The organism is Chryseobacterium sp. LJ668 (assembly GCF_019613955.1).
Classification (GTDB): domain Bacteria; phylum Bacteroidota; class Bacteroidia; order Flavobacteriales; family Weeksellaceae; genus Chryseobacterium.
Genome location: NZ_CP080443.1, coordinates 2,621,913 through 2,647,576, shown reverse-complemented (window position 1 = coordinate 2,647,576; position 25,664 = coordinate 2,621,913). Strand labels below are relative to the sequence as shown.

28 protein-coding genes are annotated in these 25,664 nt (G+C 34.6%); 11 read left to right on the top strand and 17 right to left on the bottom strand.

Annotated elements, in window-relative coordinates; translation table 11 throughout:
* Positions 1–160: 160 nt before the first annotated feature.
* From K0U91_RS12395 to K0U91_RS12370, 6 genes are all read right to left on the bottom strand, one after another.
* Positions 161–868 carry a carboxylesterase family protein gene (locus K0U91_RS12395; protein ID WP_220179864.1) on the bottom strand — a complete coding sequence of 236 codons (708 nt, stop codon included), beginning with the start codon at positions 866–868 and terminating at the stop codon, positions 161–163.
* Between the two features lie 247 nt (positions 869–1,115).
* Positions 1,116–2,498 carry a glucoamylase family protein gene (locus tag K0U91_RS12390; RefSeq protein WP_220179863.1) on the bottom strand — a complete coding sequence of 461 codons (1,383 nt, stop codon included), beginning with the start codon at positions 2,496–2,498 and terminating at the stop codon, positions 1,116–1,118.
* A 54-nt stretch (positions 2,499–2,552) separates the two neighbouring features.
* Positions 2,553–3,944, bottom strand: a complete 1,392-nt coding sequence (locus K0U91_RS12385) for a glucoamylase family protein (protein ID WP_220179862.1) — start codon at positions 3,942–3,944, stop codon at positions 2,553–2,555.
* 44 nt (positions 3,945–3,988) lie between these two features.
* Positions 3,989–4,966 (bottom strand): LamG-like jellyroll fold domain-containing protein, encoded by a 978-nt coding sequence (locus K0U91_RS12380; RefSeq protein WP_220179861.1) that lies wholly within the window; start codon positions 4,964–4,966, stop codon positions 3,989–3,991.
* Positions 4,967–4,986: 20 nt separating this feature from the next.
* Positions 4,987–6,450 (bottom strand): RagB/SusD family nutrient uptake outer membrane protein, encoded by a 1,464-nt coding sequence (locus tag K0U91_RS12375; protein ID WP_220179860.1) that lies wholly within the window; start codon positions 6,448–6,450, stop codon positions 4,987–4,989.
* An 18-nt stretch (positions 6,451–6,468) separates the two neighbouring features.
* Complete coding sequence (locus K0U91_RS12370) at positions 6,469–9,258, bottom strand: SusC/RagA family TonB-linked outer membrane protein (protein WP_220179859.1); 2,790 nt, start codon at positions 9,256–9,258, stop codon at positions 6,469–6,471.
* Between the two features lie 434 nt (positions 9,259–9,692).
* On the opposite strand from K0U91_RS12370, the gene K0U91_RS12365 reads away from it, so the two are divergent.
* Both K0U91_RS12365 and K0U91_RS12360 read left to right on the top strand, forming a co-directional pair.
* Positions 9,693–10,373 carry a DUF4197 family protein gene (locus K0U91_RS12365; protein WP_220179858.1) on the top strand — a complete coding sequence of 227 codons (681 nt, stop codon included), beginning with the start codon at positions 9,693–9,695 and terminating at the stop codon, positions 10,371–10,373.
* Between the two features lie 38 nt (positions 10,374–10,411).
* Entirely contained in the window at positions 10,412–10,717 is a 306-nt protein-coding gene (locus K0U91_RS12360) for a DUF493 family protein (RefSeq protein WP_219969422.1), read from the top strand.
* A gap of 51 nt (positions 10,718–10,768) precedes the next feature.
* Here the strand turns inward: K0U91_RS12360 and K0U91_RS12355 are convergent, their stop codons facing one another.
* The 9 genes from K0U91_RS12355 to K0U91_RS12315 all read right to left on the bottom strand — a co-directional run bounded on the left by K0U91_RS12355 (position 10,769) and on the right by K0U91_RS12315 (position 18,058).
* The gene (locus tag K0U91_RS12355; RefSeq protein WP_219969423.1) at positions 10,769–11,119 is read right to left on the bottom strand and encodes an ArsC/Spx/MgsR family protein; all 351 of its coding nucleotides are present in this window, start codon (positions 11,117–11,119) and stop codon (positions 10,769–10,771) included.
* Between the two features lie 87 nt (positions 11,120–11,206).
* Positions 11,207–11,821: a deoxynucleoside kinase gene (locus K0U91_RS12350; RefSeq protein WP_219969424.1), complete on the bottom strand. Its 615-nt coding sequence runs from the start codon at positions 11,819–11,821 to the stop codon at positions 11,207–11,209.
* Positions 11,822–11,860: 39 nt separating this feature from the next.
* The gene (locus K0U91_RS12345; RefSeq protein ID WP_258561879.1) at positions 11,861–12,766 is read right to left on the bottom strand and encodes a hypothetical protein; all 906 of its coding nucleotides are present in this window, start codon (positions 12,764–12,766) and stop codon (positions 11,861–11,863) included.
* 88 nt (positions 12,767–12,854) lie between these two features.
* Positions 12,855–13,880 (bottom strand): glutaminyl-peptide cyclotransferase, encoded by a 1,026-nt coding sequence (locus K0U91_RS12340; RefSeq protein ID WP_220179857.1) that lies wholly within the window; start codon positions 13,878–13,880, stop codon positions 12,855–12,857.
* Positions 13,881–13,918: 38 nt separating this feature from the next.
* Positions 13,919–14,299, bottom strand: a complete 381-nt coding sequence (locus K0U91_RS12335; protein WP_258319562.1) for a VOC family protein — start codon at positions 14,297–14,299, stop codon at positions 13,919–13,921.
* A 37-nt stretch (positions 14,300–14,336) separates the two neighbouring features.
* Positions 14,337–15,950 carry a Na+/H+ antiporter gene (locus K0U91_RS12330; RefSeq protein WP_219969427.1) on the bottom strand — a complete coding sequence of 538 codons (1,614 nt, stop codon included), beginning with the start codon at positions 15,948–15,950 and terminating at the stop codon, positions 14,337–14,339.
* Between the two features lie 82 nt (positions 15,951–16,032).
* Positions 16,033–16,290, bottom strand: coding sequence for a hypothetical protein (locus K0U91_RS12325; protein WP_220179856.1), 258 nt, complete (start codon positions 16,288–16,290; stop codon positions 16,033–16,035).
* A gap of 52 nt (positions 16,291–16,342) precedes the next feature.
* Positions 16,343–17,347: a bestrophin family protein gene (locus tag K0U91_RS12320; protein WP_220179855.1), complete on the bottom strand. Its 1,005-nt coding sequence runs from the start codon at positions 17,345–17,347 to the stop codon at positions 16,343–16,345.
* A gap of 39 nt (positions 17,348–17,386) precedes the next feature.
* Entirely contained in the window at positions 17,387–18,058 is a 672-nt protein-coding gene (locus K0U91_RS12315) for a DUF2490 domain-containing protein (protein WP_220179854.1), read from the bottom strand.
* A gap of 301 nt (positions 18,059–18,359) precedes the next feature.
* Between K0U91_RS12315 and K0U91_RS12310 the strand changes: the two genes are divergently transcribed.
* The 9 genes from K0U91_RS12310 (at position 18,360) to K0U91_RS12270 (ending at position 24,389) form a co-directional block, all read left to right on the top strand.
* On the top strand, positions 18,360–18,863 hold the full coding sequence (locus K0U91_RS12310) for a hypothetical protein (RefSeq protein WP_220179853.1): 504 nt from the start codon (positions 18,360–18,362) through the stop codon (positions 18,861–18,863).
* Positions 18,864–19,241: 378 nt separating this feature from the next.
* Positions 19,242–19,553: a hypothetical protein gene (locus K0U91_RS12305; RefSeq protein WP_220179852.1), complete on the top strand. Its 312-nt coding sequence runs from the start codon at positions 19,242–19,244 to the stop codon at positions 19,551–19,553.
* A gap of 174 nt (positions 19,554–19,727) precedes the next feature.
* Positions 19,728–19,886, top strand: a complete 159-nt coding sequence (locus tag K0U91_RS12300; protein WP_220179851.1) for a hypothetical protein — start codon at positions 19,728–19,730, stop codon at positions 19,884–19,886.
* A 13-nt stretch (positions 19,887–19,899) separates the two neighbouring features.
* Positions 19,900–20,754, top strand: coding sequence for a hypothetical protein (locus K0U91_RS12295; RefSeq protein ID WP_220179850.1), 855 nt, complete (start codon positions 19,900–19,902; stop codon positions 20,752–20,754).
* 11 nt (positions 20,755–20,765) lie between these two features.
* Positions 20,766–21,191, top strand: coding sequence for a hypothetical protein (locus K0U91_RS12290; protein WP_220179849.1), 426 nt, complete (start codon positions 20,766–20,768; stop codon positions 21,189–21,191).
* Between the two features lie 316 nt (positions 21,192–21,507).
* Positions 21,508–22,083, top strand: a complete 576-nt coding sequence (locus tag K0U91_RS12285; RefSeq protein WP_220179848.1) for a hypothetical protein — start codon at positions 21,508–21,510, stop codon at positions 22,081–22,083.
* 1 nt (position 22,084) lies between these two features.
* A complete protein-coding gene (locus K0U91_RS12280; protein ID WP_220179847.1) occupies positions 22,085–22,660 on the top strand; it encodes a hypothetical protein in 576 nt (191 codons plus the stop codon).
* Positions 22,661–22,876: 216 nt separating this feature from the next.
* Positions 22,877–23,800, top strand: coding sequence for an RHS repeat-associated core domain-containing protein (locus K0U91_RS12275; RefSeq protein ID WP_220179846.1), 924 nt, complete (start codon positions 22,877–22,879; stop codon positions 23,798–23,800).
* On the top strand, positions 23,793–24,389 hold the full coding sequence (locus K0U91_RS12270) for a hypothetical protein (RefSeq protein WP_220179845.1): 597 nt from the start codon (positions 23,793–23,795) through the stop codon (positions 24,387–24,389). The genes K0U91_RS12275 and K0U91_RS12270 overlap by 8 nt, the downstream gene beginning before the upstream one ends.
* A 361-nt stretch (positions 24,390–24,750) precedes the next feature.
* On the opposite strand, the gene K0U91_RS12265 is transcribed toward K0U91_RS12270, so the two are convergent.
* Both K0U91_RS12265 and K0U91_RS12260 read right to left on the bottom strand, forming a co-directional pair.
* The gene (locus tag K0U91_RS12265; RefSeq protein ID WP_220179844.1) at positions 24,751–25,197 is read right to left on the bottom strand and encodes a VOC family protein; all 447 of its coding nucleotides are present in this window, start codon (positions 25,195–25,197) and stop codon (positions 24,751–24,753) included.
* Between the two features lie 90 nt (positions 25,198–25,287).
* Positions 25,288–25,659: a VOC family protein gene (locus K0U91_RS12260; protein ID WP_219969432.1), complete on the bottom strand. Its 372-nt coding sequence runs from the start codon at positions 25,657–25,659 to the stop codon at positions 25,288–25,290.
* Between the last annotated feature and the right edge of the window lie 5 nt (positions 25,660–25,664).

The window sequence follows — 25,664 nt, the reverse complement described above, 5'->3', positions numbered from 1 at the left end:
GTTTTTAACACAAAGTTCGCTAAGATTTTTTGACTGCTAACTGCTTTTAAATACATAAAGGTCGTTCCACTAAAAAAAACACAAAGTTTCGTATCTGATAGATTAGTTTGAAACCCATATTAACTAAGATCGCAGAATAATTATTATTAATTTTAATGAATTATTTATCTTTTCTTTTTGACAACATCCAATCATATAATTGAGGATCTGAATAGGTTGAGTCCCAAGAATTATGGTTGTCATTCGGGAAGATGGTCAGCTCGGCCGTTGGGTTTACAGGATGAAGTGCTTGATAGAAATTCAGAGCATTTTCCGGTAAAACGACATCATCCATTCCGCCATGAAAAATTTTCATGTTTAAATTTTTGTATTGGTGGATGTTAGCGTACATCACTCTGTCGGTTGGAGCGCAAACAGAAACAACTGCGGCAAACATTTCAGGATGTTCCATTGCCAGTTTCAGCGTTCCCCAACCTCCCATTGATAATCCTGTAAGATAAATTCTGGAAGCGTCTATTTTATATTTTGCCTGAATTTCCTTTATTAAATTATAAACTGTCAACGTATCCCACCACTTATTTTCGGGGCATTGCGGCGCAAGAATCGCAACAGGTTCCTTAATTAAATTTTTATACGTAAACGGACTGTGCATTTTTACTTTTTCAAGATCATTGCCTCTTTCACCTGAGCCATGAAGAAATACGATCAAAGGAACATTTCCCTTTGCATTTTGCGGATAATCAAGAATGTAAGATATTTTTTCCTGTGTTCTGACTTCTTTGTTTAATTCTGCCTTGACTTCCTGAGCCTTTAAACTTAAAGATAGTGGGAGAAGTAAAAGTGGGATATATTTTAGTTTTAATTTCATTTTACTATTAGGTTTTGGCTGAAGCCATTTGACTTTTATTTATTGTTCACACGGATTAAAGCCCGCTCCTACTGATTATGAGCCTTGTCAAGATTTAAAACTTTCACAAGGCTTTGTTTTATTTACTACCTAGCCCCGATTGCAGCATTTGTTTGAGCTCATTTTCCGGGATTTGGGGCGGCGGCAAAGCCGCCGCCCCAAATCCCGGAAAATAGCGAGTGCGGAAAGCGGGATTAGCTCCTAAAAATTATTTAATGTCATATTTCTCAGATTTAAAGCTTAATTTTTTTAATCCTTTTTGAATTTCCGGTGCATTCATAAATAATTTCCATAAAAATCCGGACCTGTAATTTTCAATCATCGGAGCAATAGTTCCCTGATCGATCGCTAAATATCTCGGTGTAGTCCAATTACCATAATGAATGGATGTCGCATCATAAGGACCTGCAGACCCGATAAATTCAGGTTTTTGAGTGTAAATAAATCTAAGAAACTCCATTGATTCTTTGGGTGTATAGGGGAAGCTGCTCAATGCTGCGGTAGGCGTAATCACGCCATGATCATTTTGTGGAAAATGAGCATCGTAGCCTATACTTCCGTTTTCATTTCTTGAATAACCCGCTGTTAATCCCCAATAATTTGGTCCGTATCCTTTCCATTTGTCCGGATTTTCAACACAATATTTGTAATTTATCAAGACCTGGTTTCTATTTAGATCAAAATAGTTTTTAATTAATTTATCCGATAAATTTGTTGGGTCTAAACCAATATAGGAATAGTGCGCCCAAAATAAAGGACCTCCATATTCTTCCGCCCCGTTGTGCTTGACATACATTGGAAGTCCGTATTTTTCTTTGTCTGAAAGATAGGTTCCGTTTCTAGTCCAGCCTTTATAGTACGTTTCTGCATCAATTGAATAGGTGGGTGAAGATGCTGCTAAAATGTAGGTAATTAAACATTCATTATAGCCCTGTAATGGAAAATTCATTTCCCATTGATACTCCGGTGACCAGTGCCAATACAATACTTTTTCGCCTCCTTTGGTGTACCAGTTCCATTGAATTCCTTTCCAGAGTTCGTCACATTTTTTTGCCAACTCTTTTTCTTCCGCACTTCCGTTTTTGAAATATTCGCGAACCATTAAAATTCCGGAAGTCAGGAATGCTGTTTCAACCAAATCTCCACCGTTATCTTTTTTGCCAAACGGAACTGTTTTTCCTGTTTCTCCGTTGATCCAATGCGACCAGGCTCCTTTGTGACGGTCTGCTTTTGCAAGAAAATCCATCATTATCGTCAGTCTTTTTACTGCCTCTTTTCTTGGAAGAAAACCTCTTTCAATTCCAACTAAAATTGTAGCTAACCCAAATCCTGATCCACCAGTTGTAATAACGTTTTTATCATTATCCGGATAAATATTGTCTTCGTGATAGCGCTCTCTTCCCAACATCGAATTTGGTTCTGCATAATCCCAGAAATATTTTAAGGCATCTTTCTGAACTTGGTCCAGTAACTGCCCGTCGGTATTATTGCTCGTAATGATTTCATTTTGAGATGCATATCGATTAGTGGATGTATTTTTACAAGAAAACACCAATAATGCAATCATTCCTGTCAATGCAAATTTTTTCATTTAAATTTTGATAAAAAACTTTGTTAAAGATTTTAAATTAACAAGTTTTAGTTTTTAGAATCCGTATTGTGTCGAATGAAATCCTAGTTTAATCAACCCCTGTCGAATATCCGGAGCATTCATAAACAGCTGCCATAGAAACTGAGATTTATTGTTTTCAATCATCGGAGCAATCGTTCCCTGATCTATAGCCAAATATCTTGGCGTTACCCAATTATAGTGCACAGAATAAGCATCATAAGGTCCGGCAACTCCTATATATTTACTGTAATTTTCGTTATATAAAAATCTTAACATATTCATACTTTCAACCGGAGTATATGGCATGCTTGAAAGTGCTGCTGTAGGTGAAATAATACCTAAATCATTGTTTGGCTGATGTGCAGAATATCCTGTAGAACCATCCGCATTTCTAGAATAGCTTGCCGTAAGACCCCAACTCTTTGAATTATATCCCTGCCATCCTTTCGGATTTGCAACGGAGTACTGATACATGATCTTTGCATGATTGGATGTAGAATTTCCATAGTTTACATAATCGTCTGTAAGACCTCTTGGGTCAAGTCCTAAAAATGAATAGTGAGACCAAAACATAGGTCCAACTGTATTCACTGCACCATTGTGATTGACAACGAGCGGAAAGCCATATTGTGATCCTGCATTTGCAATTACGCCGCTTCGTGCCCATCCTTGCTGATAAACAGGTTTGGTAATGGTAAAAGTAGATGAAGCTGCAGCCATCACATAAGTAATCAAAGTCTCATCAAACCCTTTCAGCTGCATATTCATCTGAAAATTATAATTGGGTGACCAATGCCAGTACAATGTATTTTCACCTTTGGTATACCAACTCCATTCGATTCCTTTAAAAAGAGTATCAGCTTTCTGTGATAGAGCAATCTCTGCTGAATCTGTAGAATTTTTGAAATATTCTCGTACACAAATTAGTCCCTGAGCTAAAAATGCAGTTTCCACTAAATCTCCACCATCGTCTTGCGGACTGAATGGAATAACCTGCCCATTATTGCCATTCATCCAATGAGGCCATGCCCCGTGAAACCGGTTAGCGTTCTGAAGAAAGTTAAGTGCCGTCGTTAGTCTTGAAACAGCTTCTGCTTTTGTAACGTAACCATTTTTGACACCAACCAAAATTGTCATCAATCCAAAACCAGATCCTCCTGCCGAAACCACATGAGCATCTTGTGCCGGATTATCAGTATGGTATCTTTCTCTGGCAAGTTTTGAATTGCTCTCAGCGTAATCCCAGAAATATTTTAAGGCATCTTTCTGAACCATCTCGACGAGTTGGGTGTCGGTATAATTGTTTGGAATTTCCGTTCCGCCACCACCGCCAATAGGTGTACCTGCAGTTGGTGTATTATCTTCAGATGAACACGAACTGACAATTAATCCTAAAAAAAATATTGCTGACTTAAAATTTTTCATACATGAAACATTAAAAAAAGAGCCCAATTAAAGGCTCTTTATGATTATCTATTATCCTTCTCTAATTTGTAGAGTGCTATAACATCTGTATTCTTAAGCGCTACATTATATATTCTGAACTCATCTAACTGGCCTGCAAAACTAGTTGCCCAGTCTTCTTGTCCACCATTGTTTTGTGAAGGTACAGTTTCAAATTGATGAGTACCAAAGACAACTTTACCATTTGTTCCCATCATCTGAAAACCTCCATAACCAGGTGCACCAGCAGGATTATTTGCTCCACCCGGATCAGACGCAAACCAAGAAGCGTATCCGCTTATAGCTCCTCCCGCCGGAGAATATGCAAAACCGTCTAAATTCTTTGCCGGTTCTCCATTTTCATAGACATAACATCTGCTTGTACTGGCATCATATGCAAATACGATATGTACCCATTTACCTTTGTGACCATCTAAGTTTGCAATTACACTTTGACCTTTCCAGCTCACTCCCGGTCTGCTATTTTCCAAACCAAGTTTCAGCCTGATTCTATCTGGTTTAGAAGAATCCGGGTTTTCTATAAAAACATTCATTCCTCCCCAAAATTCTGCAGGTCGAACAATGGAGAAAATCCCTTGTGCTCCCTTTCCTTGTCCAGGAGGACTTGGAGCTACGGTATTATCACTTTTCATCCAAAAAGCAATGGTAAAATTATTCAGACCTGTAATGGCATTATTTGCATTTCCTACTGTATATTTAATTTCTGAAGAAGAGCCGTTATACGCCATACCTTTAGCACCAGAAGCATAACTAACATTTGCCGGCATTTGCCCAGTGATGTTACTTAATTTATCCGCAAGATCATTTTCAAAGCTTAATTTTGCAACCAGATTTCCAGAAGCAATATCATCTGAATTTTCATATCCTCCAATGGCTACATAAGGAACTGGCGGATTATCTTTATCGATGCTGTCCTCGCAGCTTGCAAGTGCCAAACTCATAATAAAAGTGGCGGCTATATATTTTGTTAAATTGATATTCATCGTTTTATTTTTCAAAATTATTAATAATTATTCTGTGAGGAAAGTCCCTGTGCTTCTGTAATGAAAGACTGTGGAATAGGAAAAACTTCATGTTTTCCTACAATAAAAGTCTTCCCATTCGCTGCCATTGCAGAAGCTGCTTGTCCGGTTCTTACCAAATCAAACCATCTGTCATGCTCAAATGCCAATTCTAAACGTCTTTCTTTCCAGATTGCAATTCTAACATCTGATTGTGAAGTTGCGGTAGTATTTGCTAAACCAGCTCTATTTCTTACCTGATTGAGAAAAGGAATAGCAGCAGAAGTTTGCCCCAGTTCATTCATCGCTTCAGCTTTTATTAGTAAAACTTCAGCAAATCTTAGATATCTTATATTCGCATCAGAATCATCATCTCCTGTAAAAGATGACGAATATGCTTTATAGTTATAATAAGGATTTTCTACGGTATTTGGAACAACTCTTCCGTCATATAATGTGGAATTTCTAAAGATAATCGTCGCGTTTCTTCTTTCTGTATCACCTTCTGCATTATACGCATCTACCAAACTTTGTGAAGGGGTATTAAATCCCCAGCCCCAACCTCCTGCTCCACGAGCACCCTGAGTCTGAGAATATTGCTGAATGCCGGGTTGGTTTAAACCTCCTCTTCCTTGAATTTCAAAAATAGATTCGGCATTGTTTTCCCCTGAAATTTTATAGATTTCACCAAAATCAGGCGTTAAAGAATATCCTGTAACCAGATTAGCATTATCTACAGCTTGTTGCCATTTTTTCTGATACAGAGAGACTTTTGCTAATAATGCATATGCGGCACCTTTGCTTGCACGTCCTACATTATTGCCTGTGTAAGAACCTTTATTTGGCAATGCTGCGATGGCGTCATTAAGGTCCTTTTCTATGAAAGCATATACTTCTTCTTTTGATTTTCTGGTAAGCGTCATCACTCTGTCTGCTTCGTTACCTGCTACAGGAACGTGATCTACAATTGGAACTTCACCAAAACTTCTTACCAATGTAAAATATGCAAAAGCTCTTAAAAATTTAGCTTCTCCTGTTAGCCTATCTCTTAATGCAGCATCTGCATTAGTAAGCTGCGGAAGGTAGAAGAATGCCTGATTTGCCCTGTTGATAACCTGGTAATTTCCTTTCCAAACGTCTTCAAAAGATGGCGTAGTAGCATTAAATGTCAAAGCATCCAGTAAATCTTTATCACTTCCAGCATCTCCTGGTGAGGAGCCTTTATCTGCGTCATCGGTAGTAATACTGCTGATTCCGTTCCAAGCGAAAGAACTTATATTCCAATCTAAAAATTTAGCATAAATGGATGTAATAAAACTCTCTGCTCCTTCATTATTATTAAGAACATCCAAATCCTGCGTAGAAAGAAACTCTGTACCTTTTACATCTAAAAAGTCTTCGCTGCATCTATGATTGGCCAAACTGAGTGTGAGCAATGCAGATATAAGTATAATATTTTTTTTCATGATGATTTAATTAATTGATTAAAATTTGATATTCATTCCGAATACAAAGGATCTTAAAGTAGGATATGCATCTAATTCTACACCTGAAAGTTCGTACGGATCTCCATTACCATTAAGCTCAGGGGTAAAACCGGAAAATTTCTGGGTGATGAATGGATTAATTGCACTTACATAAAATCTTAGGGAAGAAATATACTCCACAGGTTTTCTCATCGTATAACCAAGCATAATATTATTGATTCGGAAAAAATCTCCGGATTCTAAGTAGTACGTTGAAGCTATAGGAACTGCATTGAATGGTGCAGGATTTGAAGATCCAGTACTAGACGGCGTCCAAAAATCTGTAGCTAAATCGTATTCAATATTTTCACCTGCAAAACGTTGTGCTTTTTTACCGTTGTAAACTTTTGCACCGAAAGTACCATACCCGTTTACAGAAAGATCAACATTTTTGTAATTGACTCCTAAGTTTACTCCCAAGATAGATTTTGGAATGTAAGAACCGAAGAATTTTCTATCATTAGAGTCTGCAGATCCTGTTACACCATTACCGTTGGTATCAACATAGGTCATATTTCCATTAGCATCTAAACCATTGGCTTCCCACAAGTAGAAACTCCCTAAAGGTTGACCTACAGCTTCCGGTCCGAAATATTTTACATTTTGTCCATTTCCTAACCCACCTCCAAATATAGGTTCAACTTTACTGCCTTTGGTTATATTATCCAGATTATTTTTATTGTTTGAATAATTAGCTCCTATTGAATAAGAAAGATTGTCATTGATTTTATCTGCCCAACCTAAAACGATTTCGTAACCTTTATTGGAAACCTGACCCATGTGAGAATAGCCAGGATTTTCAATACCACTCGTTGAAACAGGTACCGATTTTAAGATGATATTTTTGGTGGTTTTGTTATACAAATCAAAAGAACCGCTTAATCTTTTGCTCAGTAATTGAAAATCTACGCCGCCACTGGTTTCTTCTGTTATTTCCCAAGTAAGTTCAGGATCGATAACCTGATTGATGGTATTACCATTATTCACAGGATTGCCGCCAAAAGAATAATTGTAGGTTACTCCTGATGCAAATGGTAAAAAATTAAGAGGAACTTTTTGGTTCCCTAATCTTCCCCATCCTGCTCTCAGTTTTAACTGATCAAAAAAGCCGTCTTTCATAAAATCTTCTTCAGAAACGATCCATCCTGCGCCAAATGATGGGAAATTTCCCCATTTTTTCCCGTCTTGATATTGTGAAGAACCATCTCTTCTGATAGTTCCCGTTAATAAATAACGGTTCATCAATTTATACTGAACCCTTGCAAAGAAAGAAAGAGTCCTATTTTCATTAGAATCCAAATACGCTCGATCTGCTTTGTTATCTCCATTCGTATCCATACCATCCAAGCTGTAATAATCTGAAATATTTACATTATCTCTGGTATATTTATAGATATTTTCTCCTTTTCTTAAAGTAATTTCTGTACCTACAGTTGCCTCAATATTATGAATATCAGCAAAAACTTTATTATATGTTAAATAATTGGTTGCAGACCAGTTGTAGTAATCTTTTTTCTCACTGGCAAGCCTATTGCTAAAATTGACAGGGGACTGTCCCGGAAGTCGCACTCCGTTATCAAAATTATACCCTTTAAATGTATAATATTCAGCACTAAACTGTGAAGTAAATTTAAAATCTTTCAGGAAATTAACATCCAGCTTTAATCCTCCCTGCATCTGTACGAATCTTTGCTTCTCATTATTCAGCATAAGCTGTGCCAGAGGATTTCCTACATTATTAAACTGAGAATTTCCTGTTGGTGATGCGAAACCATCTGCGCCTACGATAGAAACTCCGTATGAACCGTCTGCAAAATATACGGGCACGATCGGTGATTGTCGGTACGCTGAAGTGAAAGCTCCTAAAGGTTTTGGAGTAGTATTCGTAAATGCTACACTGAAATTCTGAGCTAAAGTAATTCCTTTTGTAATTTTAAACTCATTATTGGTTCTAATGGTTGCTCTGTTATAATCTGTTCCTTGTAGGATTGATTTTTCATCATAATTGCTTACACTTAAAAAATATTTGACGATTCTTGATGAACCGGATAGGCTTAGATTATGTTGATTATAGGTACCCGTTCTGGTAATCACGTCAAACCAATCGGTATTTACAGGCTGGTCTTGGGAAAACTTAGTTGTTCCTATAGCAATATTATTGTAGGCAGAAAATAAATTACTTCCCGCCATTTTTACCTTCTTAAGCGGCATTCTAAACCCCGTGAAACCATCATATTCTATAGTAAGACCTTTGCCGCGTCCGCTTTTTGTGGTAATAATCACTACTCCATTTGCACCTCTGTTACCATAGATAGCTAATGCAGACGCATCTTTCAAAATATCATAGGTAAGAATATCATTCGAATTGACATTGTTGATATTATCAGCAAATAATCCATCTACAACATAAAGTGGTTCTCTTCCTCCTAAAACAGTTCCTAATCCACGGATTCTTATAGTAGGAGTAGAACCAGGTAGATCTGACGCAGTAACTTGTACACCAGCTGCTTTACCTTGGATAGCTTGTGTGGCATTCAAAACTTTGGTTTTAGTAATCTCTTCTGCCTTTAAAGAACTTGTAGAAGTTGTATTATCTGCAGCTTTTCTGGAGCCGTATCCTATCATAACAACCTCTTCAATCTTCTGCTCTTTTGGCAGTGTATCTTGTGGAGTTACCTGTCCGTTGACGTTCATACCGAAGTAGAGAACAGCAATCAGACAAGAATACTTTAAGTTAGTTTGTTTCATATAGTTTAATTTTTTTGTTTACAAATCAAATGTGTAAATGTACTCGTCCCTTTTATTTTCTCAAAAGAAGACTTTGCTCAAAAATATAAAAAATATCAAATGATGTTAATTTTAGTTAAATATTTTATTAATTCCTTGTTAAATTATAGAATCGATTAAATAATCGTAAATTTTAATAAATTCAAAAACATAATATTGTGATATAAATGAATATTTCACATTGAAGCAAAGACAAAATTCTGAGAATATTCCACCAAAATCGACTATTAACATCCTAATTTGATCAGGCTTTATTTAATTGTTTAAAATAAATTTAAAAATCTTCAGATAAGTACCTATTTTATAATTTAGAGTATAATAATCTAAATTTTTGTTAAACACATAATTGTTTTACCTTTGGTGCAGTATTTGACGATGATAAAAAAATTTTAAAAATGAAAAAATATATTATAGCCATTGTACTTATTTTTGGAACAGGAGCTGCAGTTAATACCACGTTATATTCCTGCTCAACGCTTGCTACATCTGATCTAGGATTGGCAGTGATAAAAAGAGTGTTACTGGGCGGAATTAATAAAGGCATGAGCATTTATGGCAACAAAGCAGCTTTTCTTCAGAACAATCTCGTAGACAAGGCTTTACCAAAACAATTGAGGGATATCAATACCACTCTTGAAAAAATTGCTCCTTCATTGGTAGCTAAAGAGAGAGAATATATTGCCGATGCAGCAGTTTATACAGTAAATATCTCAAGACCTATTCTTGAAAATGCAGTAAATAGCTTAAATGCACAGGATGTGACAAGGATCATTCAGGGAGAAAAAGGTACTGCAACGTTGATTTTAAAAGAAAAAACATCTCAACAGCTTATTGCAGCAATCGCTCCGAAAGTTGAGCAGGAACTGAATAAATACGGGATTGTAAAAACCATCAATACCGCGTTATCAGGAAGCAATCTTTTAGGAAGTCTTTTAGGTGGCGGAAATAACAGCAACGTTAACGCAGGCGGATTGAGCATGCTGGCTTCGGAACAGATCGTTAACGGATTATTCAATATTATTGAAGATCATGAAAAGCAAAATTCGGCATCGCTTTTAGCACCTCTTGGAAAATAATTTATTTTTCATTATATTTATATAAATAAGCAGCAATAATGGACATAATACAAGGAAATCAGCATGCCAATCCTGAAGAATTTTACATCTCATTAAAAGAAAAACTTGAAGGTCACCACGATTTTCCTGAAGATTATCTTTTTAAATTTATTATTCCGACAGATCAGGCAAAGCTGACAGAAATATACAGAGTTTTTGACGGCATCAAATTTACGCTTGGCAACAGAGAAAGCAAAAATGGCAAGTACACCGCGTGCAATATCAACGCATTTGTATTAGATGCAGATCAGGTTGTAAGAATTTACAAAGAAGTGGCAAAAATAGAAGGCGTCATCCTGTTATAACAAAGAAGTCAGCATAATTGCTGACTCTTTTTGTTTCTTATTTTCTAATTCTTAATGTTCAATAAAGAACTTTACATTTTCTACCGGTCTTCCGAGCATTGCTACCGAACCTTTTATCAGAATCGGTCTCTGTATCAGTGACGGGTTTTCAGATAAAATCTGCAGCCACTCTTCTTCAGTGAAATCTTTTCCGGCATATTTTTGCATGTAAAGTTTTTCTTCTTTTCGGATAATATGAAAAACATTTTCATTTAATTTTTTTAAAACTGTCTTCAGTTCCAAAACGCTCAACGGATCTTCAGTCATGTTGATGATTTCAAACGGAACTCCGTTTTCATCAAGATACTCTAATACAGCATTCGATTTTGAGCAATTTCCGTTATGCAGAACTTTTACCAGCATTTTTTTTATATTTAATTTGAATCTGTTTTGGTTTAAACAAATTTAGCACCAAAAAAGTATGCAATGTTTTATTATCTGAATCACAGATTAAAACAAACCATTCAGCTCGGTTTCTATTTTTTCTAAAATCAATCCGAAATCTTCCGGTTTTTCTACAAAATCAAGATCATCTACTTCAATAATGAGAAGCTTTCCTTCTGTATAATCTGAAATCCACTTTTCGTATTTTTGATTTAATTTTGAAAGATATTCTATGCTTATAGATGCTTCATACTCCCTTCCACGTTTGTATATTTTCTTCACAAGATTAGGAACGTCGGATTTCAGATAAATTAATAAATCCGGAGCCGAAACAAAGGTCTTCATCAGATCAAAAAGAGAAGCATAATTTTTAAAATCTCTATCTGAGAGAAGTTTCATATCATTTAGGTTTTCTGCAAATATATGCGCATCTTCGTAGATTGTACGATCCTGAATGATGTTTTTACCGCTGTCTCTTATTTCTTTTACCTGGCGAAATCTGCTTCCCAGAAAATAAATCTGAAGGGCAAAACTCCATTTGCTCATATCTGCGTAAAAATCTTCGAGATAAGGGTTGTGATCTACATCTTCAAACTGCGCATCCCATCCGTAATGCTTTGCCAACATTGTAGTCAGTGTTGTTTTTCCTGCTCCTATATTTCCTGTAACTGCAATATGCATAATTCGTCGAATGTTGTTTTACTTATACAATGATCACTATTAAAAACCGAGTTCCTGAATTTCGTCAGAAAGATTTATCAGATCTGTTTTTTTGGAATTTTCTTTCATTAATTCATCAACAGTTTTCTCAGTGTCATTTTTTGGACTTTCAATCACTGTATCAATGGTAGAATCACTCCTCTTTTCAAGGTTGTAAAGATAAAGTTTGTTCCCTTTGATTTCAAAATATGCCGACGAGTTTTTTTCCACAATCTGTACTTCCGGGTCTTCAAAAATTTTGGTTAATTCTTTTTCCGGGATGTATTTAAAAACTGAATTTTGAGCTATAATCAGTATAAATTCATTTTCTCTTCTCAGTCTTTTCCCATTTTCAACAGAAGCTTCATAGAGTTTTTCAAATTTCAGATTATAAATTCTGAATTGTGTTTTGGTTAAGATATACACTTTATTTTCGTAGACCAGAAGATCAATTAAATCTTCAAAACTCGAATCAAAAGGATAAGAATTAATCGTCGTGTCATTCCTGAAATTGTATTGCAGAAGACGTTTCGCACTTTCATCGAGCAACCATATCTGTTGCAGATCTTCTGCGTATGCATGTTTTATGAAGGTAAATTTCTGTTTGAAATCTATGGTTTGAATTTCATTTAAATTCTGATCTACAAACTTCATTTCCTGAGCATTTTCAGAAAATAGAGCAATTGTTAAAGGATTCTGAACCCCCTGCACACGGAAAGGAACCGTGAACATCAATTTCCCGAGCTGCTTCCCTAAAGAATCATATTTTGTAAAACTGAAATCTTTGTTTTTATATAGGTAGATACTCCCATAATCATCTGCAAACAAATCTCTTACCTCTTTGATTCTTAATGTATCAAACGGAAGAACTCGCTGCGCAGAAAATGTGCAGAAAACAAAAATGAATAATAATTGTACTAATCTCAATAAAATCTATTTTACCAATGATAGCGCCCCAAAAGGAACGCTACCAATTTACACATTATTTTATGCTAAAAAAGCTACATTCTTTTGATTATTTGATAGCAACTTCATAAATCTTCGACCAGTTTTTACCCGTTATCACCATATGATCATCTTTGAAAGCAATTCCGTTGAGCACATATTCGCTATTGGCTTTAGTAAATGGATCTGTAATTTTTGTAAAATCAAATTTGCCAACCACTTCTCCGTTAGCAGGATTTATCTTCAATATAATCGGTTTATGCCAGACATTGGCGTAGATAAATCCTTTGTAGTATTCTAATTCGTTTAGCTGATCATAAACCTCAGTATTTCCTGCTACAGAAATATATCTTACCACTTTTGAAGGATCATTTGCATTTAGAAAATACAAGTTTTTTGTTCCGTCTGATGCAATCAGGTTTTTACCGTCGTATGTTAGTCCCCATCCTTCTCCCATTACATCAGGATAAGGAAATTCAGATAATAGGCTCAGAGAATTTTTATTGTACACAAATCCTTTCTTATTCTGCCATGTCAATTGGTAAATTTTATCGCCTACAATGGTACTTCCTTCAGAAAAAATATCTTCCGGCTGCTTGGTCGATAGAATTGGTTTGGTATCGCCCAAATTATATTTCAAAATTTGTGAAGAGCCTTGCTGACCGTCACTCTCGTAGATGGTATTTCCCTCGATCTGAAATCCCTGAACAAAATTTGCAGGATTATGCGGGTATTCTGCTACCACTTCGTAGTTGATGTTTTTTACAGGAATTTTAGTAAAAACATTGATCGTTGCATCCTGATATAGGGTTTCTCCGCTTTTTGTTTTGATATTAAAAGTGACCGCATTATCTCCTAAGGTAAAATATTTTGAATCTATAACTAAATTTGAAGTTTCTTTCTCACCAAAGCTGATTGTAATATTTTCAGCATTATCTAAAACATCTTTCGGAAGATCCAGTTTATCCCCAAAGTGATAACCTTTGGTTTCCATAGAAGCATTGTAGTCGGCTAATGAATTCAATATTTTTTCATCATCTTTACAAGATACAAACAACAGAAGTGCTGCAAGACCTGTTATTATTTTATTTTTCATATTTTTTTCCTGAAATATTTCACCAAAAATAGCAAAATTTATTTCTCTTTGCTAATTTCGGTTACAGGTTGACCGAATTGTAATATATAACCGTTGTTGTCATAGATTGCAAATTCTCTCATTCCCCATTCGAAAGTTTCAATTTTATAACATATTTTGGTAATGGTTTTCAAATCCTGCCAAAGATCATTCACATCATTCACATTAAAATAAAATGAGCCCGAAAATGCAATTTTATCAAACTTTTCATGCTCATTAGGTTTTGTGATCATAATTCTCACCCCATCTTTTTCTAGAAAAGCCCATTGCGTTTCCGAATTTGCATTAGCCAATGAAAATTTTAAAATATGGATGTAAAACCCAACCGTTTCTTCAAAGTTGCGAGTCCATATCACAGGGAAAAAAGAATTGAATTTCATCATCGGTTTTTAAAATAATTTTCAGGCATTTTAACTATTATGAATGGGTAAACCCTGTAATCTTAGCTTCATCAAAATCAAGCTGCATTTCTATAGACCTCATAACATGATCATCAAATGTTTTTTCACGCTTCATGCGATGAAGTTCGTTTCGCTGTGCCTGAATCAATTGCCTGATTACATCTTTATTCTCATTCATAGCAGTGACATAATCTCCTGTAGAAGCCATACATTGTGACTTGTCCGCCATCATCAGCATCTCATTTTCGAGTCTGTGTTTTTGATGTCGCACCATGCTGTTGCTGACGGTCAATTCAGAAAAATCAGATTCTAATTTCTGTAAAGCGGTTTCTTTCAGCTTGCGCATCAGAATAACTTCCTGTTTTTCTTCCGGCAGATCACTTCCGGCATTATCCACTTTTAAAAATTTTAAGAGAGGTGTCAGCATCAGTCCCTGCCCGACTAAAGTTATCAAAATAATCACAAAAGTCACAAATAAAATAATATTCCGGTGCGGAAATGCTTCTCCGTTTGGTAAGAATGCAGGAATAGAAAGTGCTGCAGCGAGTGAAACAACCCCTCTCATCGCCGCAAAACTGATGATGAAAGGCTCTCGCCAATCGGGTTTAGGATTTTCTGACTTAAGTTTTTTAGACAAAAACCACGGAAAATACATGATTGCGTAACTGTAGAACAATCTTGTGAAAATAATGGCTCCACCAATTACAATACTATAAAAAATACCTTCTGAAATGGTATAATCTTTCATCGCAGCAACTACGATTGGTAATTCCAGACCGATTAAGATAAAAATAATGGTATTCATGAGGAAAATAAGGACACTCCAGACGTTTCCGGACTGAATTCTTGATGTATGGCTTAGATAACAGTGCGAATTATATGACATCAGTAAACCGCCTGCAACGACAGCCAATACTCCGGAAAAATGAAAATGCTCTGCACCAACGTACATTACGTAAGGAACGATCAATGTAATGATTGTATCAATATTTGAATTTGAAGGGATCAGCCTTAAGAAGAATCCGAACAATAAACCAAGAGCAATTCCTATTGCGATTCCTCCGACGGCCATGCTGAAAAAATCTCCAATTGCCTCTCTCCATATAAACTGACCGGAAATAACCGCTGCCAAGGCAAATTTAAATACAATTAAACTCGAAGCGTCGTTGATCAAACTTTCCCCTTCTAAAATACTGGTTATTTTTTTAGGGATCTTCATGTGCTTTAAAACAGAAGTTGCTGCAACTGCATCCGGCGGAGAATTGACTCCTCCCAGCAAAAATCCCATCGCCACAGTAAGTCCCGGAATTATTGATGATGAAAGATAAGCCACAACAACGGAGGTCAGAAAAACCAATCCGAAAGCCATGGAGAAAATCTGTTTTCGCCATTTATGAAAATCCTGCCATGAAGTAAACCATGCTGCTTCAAACAAAATCGGTGGAAGAAAAATCAGGAAAATGAGATCCGGCTCTATTTCTATATGGGGCATTCCCGGAACCAGACTGATAATCAATCCCGCGATCACAAGAAAGATAGGATAAGCCACTTTGAGCTTCTGACCGATCATTACGAGGATCATTACGGATAAAAGCACTGCGATCGATATGATGACGTAGGTATGAATCATGTATGCTGATTTAAATTATTGTTATTTTAATCTTTACTAATAATTTTTTTCCGCTTTGTGTCTATGTGTGTTTTATGATGAATCAATGATTTATAAATACTGCTTTTTTATCAAATTCAAAAATAGGTAAATCATATTCTTTAAGAATTTTAATCATTCCGGTTTTATTTAAAAAATCTATATCATTGTCATCAGCTAAATATGTTTTTCTATTTTCAAATTTTTCCGGTTGGTCATTTTCGAAATCATAATAAAAAACCGTCAAATCAGCAAAAACTTCGGATAATGTATTTATAATTTGTTCGTTTTCTAATTTTTTATCTAAATAAAAATCTTCCATAATATTTTGATTAATAAAATTATTACCGTGAATTTCATTAAATTCTGCTACTTTAAAGTACGATATTATTTTTCGGGACAATTGCCACAGGAAGATCGGTTTCGTCTAACATATCTCTCATGTCAATCTCTATGGTACGGCTGATCTGGGTGATAGGAACGTCATTCGGGCTTCCTTCAAACGGATTTACTGAAGCTTCACCTACAGTGTCTAATGTGTGAAAACACCAAGTCACTAAAAGTGAAAACGGTATATTAAACCACAAAGTGTAGTCTGCCAATACAGTTCCTTCTCCCATTTTATCAAATTCTCTGATCAATCCGAATGGTACGAAAATGATAAACATATGCAAAAGATATGTCGTAATGGAGGAGAAATTTCTAGGATAAGGAAAGTTTTTGATCCGTTCCGCTTTTCCCTGATCATCTGTGAATTTCACGAGCTGCTGATTGATTTGCGACCATTGAAAATCATTAATTTCACTTTTAGAATAAGCTGCAGCCAAATCTTTACTTTGCAAAGCCATCAATTGTGTTGCACGGTTTTTTTTGCTTAAAACATATTGAAGTTCTACATCGGAAAGATAGTTTTGCAATTCGGCATCCAAAGATGAAAGTCTTTCCGGAATCTCATATTTCTGAGCATATTCTTTAAACTGTGCGGTACTCATATTTTCCCAGTTTCTGGATTCCCGAAGCTGAAAACGAAGGGCTGTTAACCACGCATAATGACGTTTGAACATCACTTTTACTTTATCAGAATTTTTGTCTGAAAGAGAATCTCTTAAAATATATCCGAAACTTCGGCTGTCGTTGATGATCGCTCCGTAGATCTGTCTTGCTTCCCAAAGTCTGCTGTAACTTGCGTTATTTTTGAATCCTACAATGAAAGCAACGGCTGTTCCCATAATAGCAATAGGTTGCCATGGAAAAGAAACAAAAGTAAATCCTAAATAATAGAGAATAGTTGGGATCGCCGACATGACAAATAAAATATACAGACTTCTTCTCGTCCACATGATAAATTCTATCGGCCCGAATCTTTTTCCTGAATGCATGTTTTTTCGTTTATGGTTTTAGTTTAGTAGAATTGATATCTAATTGGTCAACGGAATATTGTTATAAAAACCAATCTGTACCTGTCCGCGGTTTCTGTTTTCCTGAATCTGATTCATATAACCTGCTTCTATTTTCATATTTTTATTAATGACAAATCCTAACGCTCCGTACACTCGGTTTCTATCAAATACCGGACTGTCGAGATGCAAGAATATTTCGTTATAAGCAGAAATATACAATGTTTTTGGCAACATTTCTTTGTTCGTGACCGGAATATTTAAGCCTAGGTAATACCGAAACCTCATTCTGAAATCATTCTGTAAAAAACGTTCTTCCAGACGGTACCGATGTTGAATATTGAGTCGTCCGAATTTTTGTTTTGTGATAAATTGCTGGAAAATTCGATGTTCTATATTTTCTCTCTTTTCACCATTCACATAAGGCTGACTTAAAATAAAACCGTATCCCAACAAAATATTATTGTTATTCTCGTTTAAATCGTATCCTATTCCGGTACGGATAAGAAGCTGCTCCAAGTCGCCTATTCCATTAAAGTTACGGTATTGAATCTCGTTGTGAAGATTTAATTTTTTACTGATTTTATTGTTCCCAAAATACATATACCATGCTCCAAGATCACTTTTTTGAGCAAATAAAAACAGAGTCAGGAGACAGAAAACAGTAAATGCGAACCTATTTGCAATTTTCATGCGTATTGTGTTAATTATTATTGTCTATCAGAAGTAACAAATTTAATATTTTAAATCAATAATAACAAAATAACCTCAAACAAAATTATTACTAAATCTGCTTATGACGCAGAGGTTTTCGCCAGAACATAGCCTTGCAATTTCTTATTTGAAGTTAATTTTCCAAAACAAAAAAATGCATTTAACATAATAATATTATTCATTCAACATAATATATTTAATGAATAAAAGTCATGTATATTTAATAATAATATAATTTTTTATTTTATTTTTACCGTTGATAAAAAATAAAATTTAAGCTATGGCATTAGACAATCTCATCAGTATTAATTTTTCTGATAGCGAATTAGCCAATCTTGACCAGGCAATTCAAAGCATCGAATCTATTCTTGGAGGAAAAACAATTAACCTTACCCCTGACCAGAGACAACAATACGGACGAATAGCAGAACAAAACAAGCTCTTTGTAAATAAGGCTAAGGATTATATGGAACAGTACACACAGCACGTTCCGGGCTTCTTGGATAAAGCGGAATTTGACAGAGACTATTCTGCCAGACAACAGGTAGAAACCAGACTGCAGAGGCTGAGTTCAATCACCGAACAATTATCTGATACGAAAGTTTTGCTTGATCATGATAATTACCATAATGCTATTACTTTTTATCGAAACATAAAATTTCTCTCGGGTGAAAATGTTCCGGGAACCAATGTGATTTATGATGATATGAAGCAGTTCTTTTCTTCATCAATCGTTCAGGTTCCTCCCTCTTCTACCCCGGAACAGTCCGATAACGGTGAATAGACGGTTCTGTAAATGGCAGCATCCCAAGACAAATCGTCACTGAGCAGTTAGATAAGTGCCGACATCCCCTTCATGAAGGGGGTATTGGTAATATATACAGTACCTCAACATATTGATAAACTGCCTGAAGGTGCTTGCACAAATTGCCATTGCCTCTTATAAAGCGGTTGCAGTTACTTAATAAACTGTCGGCAGATAGTTAGTGATAGTAAGTCTTGTCTTTTATCCCGTAATGTGAATAAATAAATAAATAAATAAAAATAAAAGGTGTTTCAAAGCAATTGAGTACTGGTATTAAGAATTCTACTAATAAAGCAGTCGAAAACTCTGTTAATGCGAGAACTAAAACAACAGTTGATAATATTAAAAAGAAAACAGATGAATAGCAAATGGCTTAAAGTGTGTCTATTACTAGTTATAATGATTTATTTATTTAGAGAAAATATTATTTATACACCAGTACTAAATATGTTTTCTAATCAAAATATAAAAGGTCAGATAATAAATGAAAAATACTATAAAAGGAGGGGACAGTTTACTAATCAATTTACATATTATTATAAATTTTCAGTAAATGGTAAAGACTATTCTAATCCGAGTTATGATGAACAATATAAAGTTGGCGATACAGTTTCGGTAGAATACAATGAAACTTTTCCTTTTATGAATAGGATAAAAAATCAGAAATAAAACCCCTCGCTCCCGCACGATTTTATCGTGTGGTAGATAAAGAAAAACCTCGCAAATTGCGAGGTCTTGGTATGCATCTAAGATTAGTATGATTAAACAGTTTTCGGAAAATAATGAGTACATGTATCAGTACAAAGATCATTTGGGAAATGTGAGGGTAGTTTATATAAAAAGATGGATGATAATTGTGAAGTAGCAGACAAGCACGATTATTATCCATTTGGAATGAATTTTATCAGAAACCCCGAAGCAGAAGCTTATTTTGGAACAGGTAGTTATAAAAATTACAATTTTCAGGAGCAAGAACTTCAAGAGACGGGATTTTATACTTAAATGGAGAAACTATATGCCGGATGTAGGAAGATTTTTTAATGTCGATCCTTTGAGTGAAAAATACGCTTACCAATCACACTATAATTTTTCTGAGAATAAGGTAACTTCTCATAGAGAATTAGAAGGTCTTGAAGCAGTTCCTGCAGATAATTTTAATAAAAACCAATCTACCTTAGTCGTTCTTGGACTTGGAAGAGCTGATGGAAGAAATGGAGACGGTGTCGGAAGTGGAACGAATACGTTATATTCTAATCTTCCTAAAAATCTTCAAACAGATGGAGCTTTGTCCAGTCTTCAAAATAATTTAGGAAGCAATATTGCAGTTGCAGCTTATACAGGAACAGACAGTGGTCTTGCTTCAACTCATATGGTTGAAACTAATAGTAATTACAGAAGCGTAAATCCTGATGGTAATGTTGTGATGATAGGACATAGTTTAGGAGGCAGGGATGTATTGAATGCCGCAAATTCAACCTCAGAAACAATAAATTTAGTTCTAACAATGGATCCTATGACTGTAAATGCAGGAGGAGGATCAATAGGGTTTGGAGATTACAGTTCAGCTACAACTAAATTAAATATTAATACTCAAAATATCATAAGTTTAAGTTCAACTGATAGTTATGCTAATGGTGGTGGATCAAGATCAAATAATAGTCAACAATCTGTGAAATCAACAATGACTGGCACGAGCCACGTTAATATCGATGATTCTGTAACTCCTTATTTAAAGCCATTGATACAGAGAACAGATCAAGGTGTAAATCCAGTAAAATGGTTTCAGAATGTTAATTGGAATAACTTTGAGGTTCAGCCAAATGTAAGAACTGGAGACCAACAAAAGAAAGGAACTGGATCGGGCTCATAAATTAGGTTAATATGAAAAAGAAATATATAATAATTATTGTAGCACTATTGGTAGTAATAGGATTTTTAAATATTAAAATAGCCTATAATTTTTCATCGCCATCTCCAATATTAGATTTAGAAACATTAACGCAAATGCCTAATCCATCAAGTTGGAAGTATATAAACCTAAGTGCGGATTATCGGGGTAATTTTTCTATATTATATTTGGAAATACTACTATCAGTAGTTATATTTATACTCACAGTTTTCATTAAAAACTCTAAATATATTTTATATTCTTCAATACTTTTATTGATTGTTTGGCTTAAGAATATGATTTTATTCAAAGGAATTATCGAACAAGATATCTATTTAAGTTCCTCAATACTATTTTTAGTCAGTCTTTTAGTATTAAATATTTTGAACTTTTATTATAAGGAAAAATCTATTGAATAAGTAAAGAATGAGAGTCTTGTTAAATCAGAATTTAAAAAAGTAATACCAACAGAAGCAGGAACAGTAACTATAAAAAATACAACAGCATATTCTTCAAAAAAAGTAGTACATCAAGTGGTAAGAGTAGCAGTAAGAGCAATACTACAAAAGCAATTTACGGAGCGGGAGACAATGGTGTAGTAGGTTCTGTGAAAGCGGAAAAGAAATCAACAACCTATTCAGGAGGTGTTCAGGCAGAGCAAAAGGTTAATGTTGGGAATAGATATATCAAATTTGGAGGAAGTGCAACATTAAATGTTAAGAGAGACAATAAATAATGAAAAAAATAGTACTAATATTTTGTGTTTTAGTATTGCATATTAGCTGCAAAAAGGAAAATGTTCAGAATAATATTCCAATCAGAGAATATGTAAAGTTTGCTAAAGATTCTGTTGAGTTATCAATACCTAAAACGTGGAAAGTTATTGATGATGAACGTTATTTATTTGGTGCAATAATGGATAAATCGGATGATAAACATCAGGCGATATTACTGTCTAATAGCACCAATTTAATTACTTTGAAAGATTATATGATAGAAGATTTAAGGGTAGTAACAAAAGAACAGCAAAGTGAAAGCTTGTCATATTACGTTTATAAATATTATGTAGAAAATAATGACTGGTGTTATATTTTAGAAACCTTTCCAAAAAATAAAAAAGGGATTTTTAGCTTTATTAGAGAATATAATGGGAATATCTATGATTTAACTTTTAAAACACCGGAAGGGCAGGATCAGATACCATTGAAAAAAGATAGTCTTATAGAAATTATCAAGACCTTAAAAATAAATAATCAATATTTATTTCCTAAAGATTCTAAAGCTGTTGTAACAGATTTAACAGGTCTTTAAAATGAAAAAAACAATATTAATATTCTATGTTTTAACATTTGTTATTAGCTGTAAAAAGGAAAATGTTCAGAATAATATTCCAATCAGAGAATATGTAAAGTTTGCTAAAGATTCTGTTGAATTATCGATACCCAAAACGTGGAAGGTCATTGATGATGATCGTTATTTATTTGGTGGTTTAATGAATAAATCTAATGATAGCTCTCAGGTAATATTGCTCTCAAATCCTACAAAAATAATAAGTTTGAGAGATTATATTATACACGATTTAAGTAATGCAATTCAATTACAACAAAAAGAGGGATTGCCGTATTATGTTTATAAATATCATGTAGGAAATAATGATTGGTGTTATATTTTAGAAACATTTCCTAAAAACACTTATGGTGGTTTTAGCTTTATTAGAGAGTATAATGGAAATATTTATGATTTTGTTTTTAAAACAGATAAAGGTTTAGAACAGATACCTTTTAAGAAAGATAGTCTTTTGAATGTTATCAAAACTTTAAAAGTAAATAATCAATATCTTTTTCCGAAAGATTCTAAGGCTATTGTTACAGATATAACAGGTCTTTAAAATGAAAATAATAATATTACCTTGTATTTTTCTTTATGCAGAATAATATTCCAATTAGAGGATATGTAAGTTTGCTAAAGATTCTGTTGAGTTGCCATCCCAAAACGTGCAAAGTTATGATGATGAACGTTATTTAAGGATGTAAAGGTTTTTTACGGAAGAAACAGCGCAGGCGTTCTTGAGATCACCAATAATGATGATTATTACCCTTTCGGGATGAATCACCTGAAAACAGGAACAGCTTTCTTCGGGCAGGGAAGCTATAAAAACTATAAGTACAATGGAAAAGAGTTGCAAGAGACGGGAATGTATGATTATGGCGCAAGATTTTATATGCCGGATATTGGAAGATGGGGCGTGGTAGATCAGTTGGCGGAGAAACATCCTGAGTTAAATCCTATGATTTACGCAAATAGTAATCCAATACGTTTTGTTGATCCAAACGGAATGGATTGGTTTGAAGCTTCTAACGGAGATATTACTTGGCGAGATGATGTAACGGCTAAAAATCATAAAGATAAAGGAGTCCTTCAAAAAGGACAGACTTATAGAGGAACTTATTATGAGCGCACTAAAACCTGGGACAATAAAAAACATAAGGGCTTAGTCTTAGAAACCTACCATACTTATAAAAAAATGGACTACTCCCGAGCAAAAGAAATGAGCGTTGAAATAGATGGAGAAATGAGAAATTCTAAAATTGGCGATGTAGATGTAAGGTTAAATGTAACATTTGAGAATGGTAAAATAAAAACTTTAGGTTCTTATGATGGTGTCGCAGGAGGTTTTGGAAACGGAGCACCAGAAAATGGTGAATATACCGTAGACTCTTATCAAGATAGAGGTCCGAAAGGATGGTACATTAAAGGTATGAATCGGGATGGAATAGGATTTAGTTATAATTTAAATCCACAGTTTGATACAGGAAGAAGTTTATTAAGAATACACGCTGATGGAAATAAAGAAGGAACACGGGGTTGTATTGGAATGTCTGGAGATAAGATTGTACTTACTACTTCTACAAATACCCGTAATAGGATGATGAAAACCGGTGGGCCGGTTTCTGCTAATATTAACATTAAAAATAATCCTAATAATAATGGTAGAAGTGGAGCAAAAATACCGAACGTTAATGAGTAGTTTTTTACTGTTATTTTTTGTACTTTTTAGTTGTCAACAATCAGAAAAAAAGGTACAAGAAAAGAAGGAAAATGAAACTGTGATTACAGAAAAATTTTCTAAGCCAGATTTTAAAATAAATCAATTAGAATTAAGAGAAGAAAATTCTTTAACTGACTTTTATTCTCAAAATATAAGATTATTAGATAACTTAAGATATTCTCCTGTAACTATTTTTACAGATAAAGAAAAAAAAGAATACTTAATTGCTTATCAATATGAAGGAGATGTAAAAAATAGTTTTAGTTGTTTCGAGTTAGGGTATTTAAAAGATGACCCTAAACTTGAGAGAGATTTTGGGAAAACTAAATATGATAATTTTAAAACGGAATCAGGACTAAAATTAGGAATGACTTCAGAAGAAATAACCAATTTAAAAGGCACTGATTTTAAAGTTGAAAAAAAATCTAAAGAAGAAATTATCAGATACACAATTGATAATCCTGATGACCCTAAAATAAAGCAATATGAAATGCCTCCGTATTTTATGGAGTTTTATCTGAAAGATAATAGGCTTTATAAAATTATATTTGGTTTTGAATATCCCTAAAAAACTACTGCCACTCGTTTGAGTGGCGGTTTTGTTTTATAATGCAGCAATATTTTTAAGTTTAGAGGCTTTGATAAAAGCATCGATGGTTGCAAAAATGTGAGCTTTGGTGTCGCTGTCAAGTTCCTATATTGCTTTAGTTTTTTCAGAGTATCGTTGTCGATCTGCTCATACTGTCCATCTTTTACGATATAATCAAGTGTAACGCCTAAAGGATCAGAAATTTTAGTCCCTCGCTACCGTAAGATTTTATTATCTGCCACAATTTTACAGACTCTTAAATGCTTTGCTTAAATCTTATGAGATAAATAAAAAACCGACAAAATCAATCTGCCGGTTTCATTTAAATTTAAAAAGACTGTTAAGAATGCTGCATTTTAGAAGGATCATCATAATTAACCATCCAATTGATGCCAAACTGATCGGTGAACATTCCAAAATACGCTCCCCAGAAAGTGTCTTCAAGTGGCATAGTAACATTTCCGCCTTGTGAGAGCCCTTCAAAAAGCCTATTTGCTTCTTCTTTAGAATCTGCATTAATGGAAACAGAAAAATTGTTCCCTACAATAAGATTTGATGACCATTCTCCGCCGGTGTCACTTCCCATCAACATGGTTTCAGAGGAGATCGGAAGAGATACGTGCATGATTTTGTCTTTATCTTCCTGAGACATTTCTTTTCCCTCCTGTGGAGGCATTTCCCCGAAAGTTCCGATGTATGGAAATTCGCCACCGAAAACTGATTTGTAAAAATCAAATGCCTGTCTGCAATTTCCGTTGAATGTAAGATAAACGTTTACTGTTGCCATAATTTTAATTTTAGTTTTGTGTTTATTATTGTTGTTGAAAGTTGAAAAATAAGTACGAAAATTCAAATATTAATTTTAGTTACTAATTAGTTATCTGTGTTGGTCTATTAAGATCATATTTCCGTCCGGGTCTTTCAGGAAAATATGTTCCGGTCCGGAAGTGGTTTCGTCAGCTTCTTTCTCCAACGCTATCTGATTTTCTCTCAAGTGTTTCTGAATTGCCCTTACATCATCAAAAGTTTCCAGATTCTGGGCATTTTCATCCCAACCAGGATTAAAAGTCAGCATATTGCCGTCAAACATTGCCTGGAAAAGCCCGATCAGTGTGCTGCCGTTTTTCATGATCAGATAATTGCTTTCCATGTTGCCACCCATCGTAGTAAAACCTAATTTTTCGTAAAAATCTTTTGATTTTTCTAAATCTTTTACACTTAAGCTGATGGAAAATGCTCCTAATTTCATATTCA

Bases quoted from the DNA above. Each gene is read 5' to 3' on its own strand.
- K0U91_RS12375 (WP_220179860.1), bottom strand. From the start codon at position 6,450: ATGAAAAAAAATATTATACTTATATCTGCATTGCTCACACTCAGTTTG.
- K0U91_RS12320 (WP_220179855.1), bottom strand. From the start codon at position 17,347: ATGCATTCAGGAAAAAGATTCGGGCCGATAGAATTTATCATGTGGACG.
- K0U91_RS12350 (WP_219969424.1), bottom strand. From the start codon at position 11,821: ATGCATATTGCAGTTACAGGAAATATAGGAGCAGGAAAAACAACACTG.
- K0U91_RS12300 (WP_220179851.1), top strand. From the start codon at position 19,728: ATGGATGATAATTGTGAAGTAGCAGACAAGCACGATTATTATCCATTT.
- K0U91_RS12315 (WP_220179854.1), bottom strand. From the start codon at position 18,058: ATGAAAATTGCAAATAGGTTCGCATTTACTGTTTTCTGTCTCCTGACT.
- K0U91_RS12290 (WP_220179849.1), top strand. From the start codon at position 20,766: ATGAAAAAGAAATATATAATAATTATTGTAGCACTATTGGTAGTAATA.
- K0U91_RS12275 (WP_220179846.1), top strand. From the start codon at position 22,877: ATGAATCACCTGAAAACAGGAACAGCTTTCTTCGGGCAGGGAAGCTAT.
- K0U91_RS12370 (WP_220179859.1), bottom strand. From the start codon at position 9,258: ATGAAACAAACTAACTTAAAGTATTCTTGTCTGATTGCTGTTCTCTAC.
- K0U91_RS12335 (WP_258319562.1), bottom strand. From the start codon at position 14,299: ATGAAATTCAATTCTTTTTTCCCTGTGATATGGACTCGCAACTTTGAA.
- K0U91_RS12380 (WP_220179861.1), bottom strand. From the start codon at position 4,966: ATGAATATCAATTTAACAAAATATATAGCCGCCACTTTTATTATGAGT.
- K0U91_RS12265 (WP_220179844.1), bottom strand. From the start codon at position 25,197: ATGGCAACAGTAAACGTTTATCTTACATTCAACGGAAATTGCAGACAG.
- K0U91_RS12295 (WP_220179850.1), top strand. From the start codon at position 19,900: ATGCCGGATGTAGGAAGATTTTTTAATGTCGATCCTTTGAGTGAAAAA.
- K0U91_RS12310 (WP_220179853.1), top strand. From the start codon at position 18,360: ATGGCATTAGACAATCTCATCAGTATTAATTTTTCTGATAGCGAATTA.
- K0U91_RS12330 (WP_219969427.1), bottom strand. From the start codon at position 15,950: ATGATTCATACCTACGTCATCATATCGATCGCAGTGCTTTTATCCGTA.
- K0U91_RS12355 (WP_219969423.1), bottom strand. From the start codon at position 11,119: ATGCTGGTAAAAGTTCTGCATAACGGAAATTGCTCAAAATCGAATGCT.
- K0U91_RS12270 (WP_220179845.1), top strand. From the start codon at position 23,793: ATGAGTAGTTTTTTACTGTTATTTTTTGTACTTTTTAGTTGTCAACAA.
- K0U91_RS12385 (WP_220179862.1), bottom strand. From the start codon at position 3,944: ATGAAAAATTTTAAGTCAGCAATATTTTTTTTAGGATTAATTGTCAGT.
- K0U91_RS12280 (WP_220179847.1), top strand. From the start codon at position 22,085: ATGAAAAAAACAATATTAATATTCTATGTTTTAACATTTGTTATTAGC.
- K0U91_RS12285 (WP_220179848.1), top strand. From the start codon at position 21,508: ATGAAAAAAATAGTACTAATATTTTGTGTTTTAGTATTGCATATTAGC.
- K0U91_RS12260 (WP_219969432.1), bottom strand. From the start codon at position 25,659: ATGAAATTAGGAGCATTTTCCATCAGCTTAAGTGTAAAAGATTTAGAA.
- K0U91_RS12305 (WP_220179852.1), top strand. From the start codon at position 19,242: ATGAATAGCAAATGGCTTAAAGTGTGTCTATTACTAGTTATAATGATT.
- K0U91_RS12395 (WP_220179864.1), bottom strand. From the start codon at position 868: ATGAAATTAAAACTAAAATATATCCCACTTTTACTTCTCCCACTATCT.
- K0U91_RS12325 (WP_220179856.1), bottom strand. From the start codon at position 16,290: ATGGAAGATTTTTATTTAGATAAAAAATTAGAAAACGAACAAATTATA.
- K0U91_RS12365 (WP_220179858.1), top strand. From the start codon at position 9,693: ATGAAAAAATATATTATAGCCATTGTACTTATTTTTGGAACAGGAGCT.
- K0U91_RS12360 (WP_219969422.1), top strand. From the start codon at position 10,412: ATGGACATAATACAAGGAAATCAGCATGCCAATCCTGAAGAATTTTAC.
- K0U91_RS12390 (WP_220179863.1), bottom strand. From the start codon at position 2,498: ATGAAAAAATTTGCATTGACAGGAATGATTGCATTATTGGTGTTTTCT.
- K0U91_RS12340 (WP_220179857.1), bottom strand. From the start codon at position 13,880: ATGAAAAATAAAATAATAACAGGTCTTGCAGCACTTCTGTTGTTTGTA.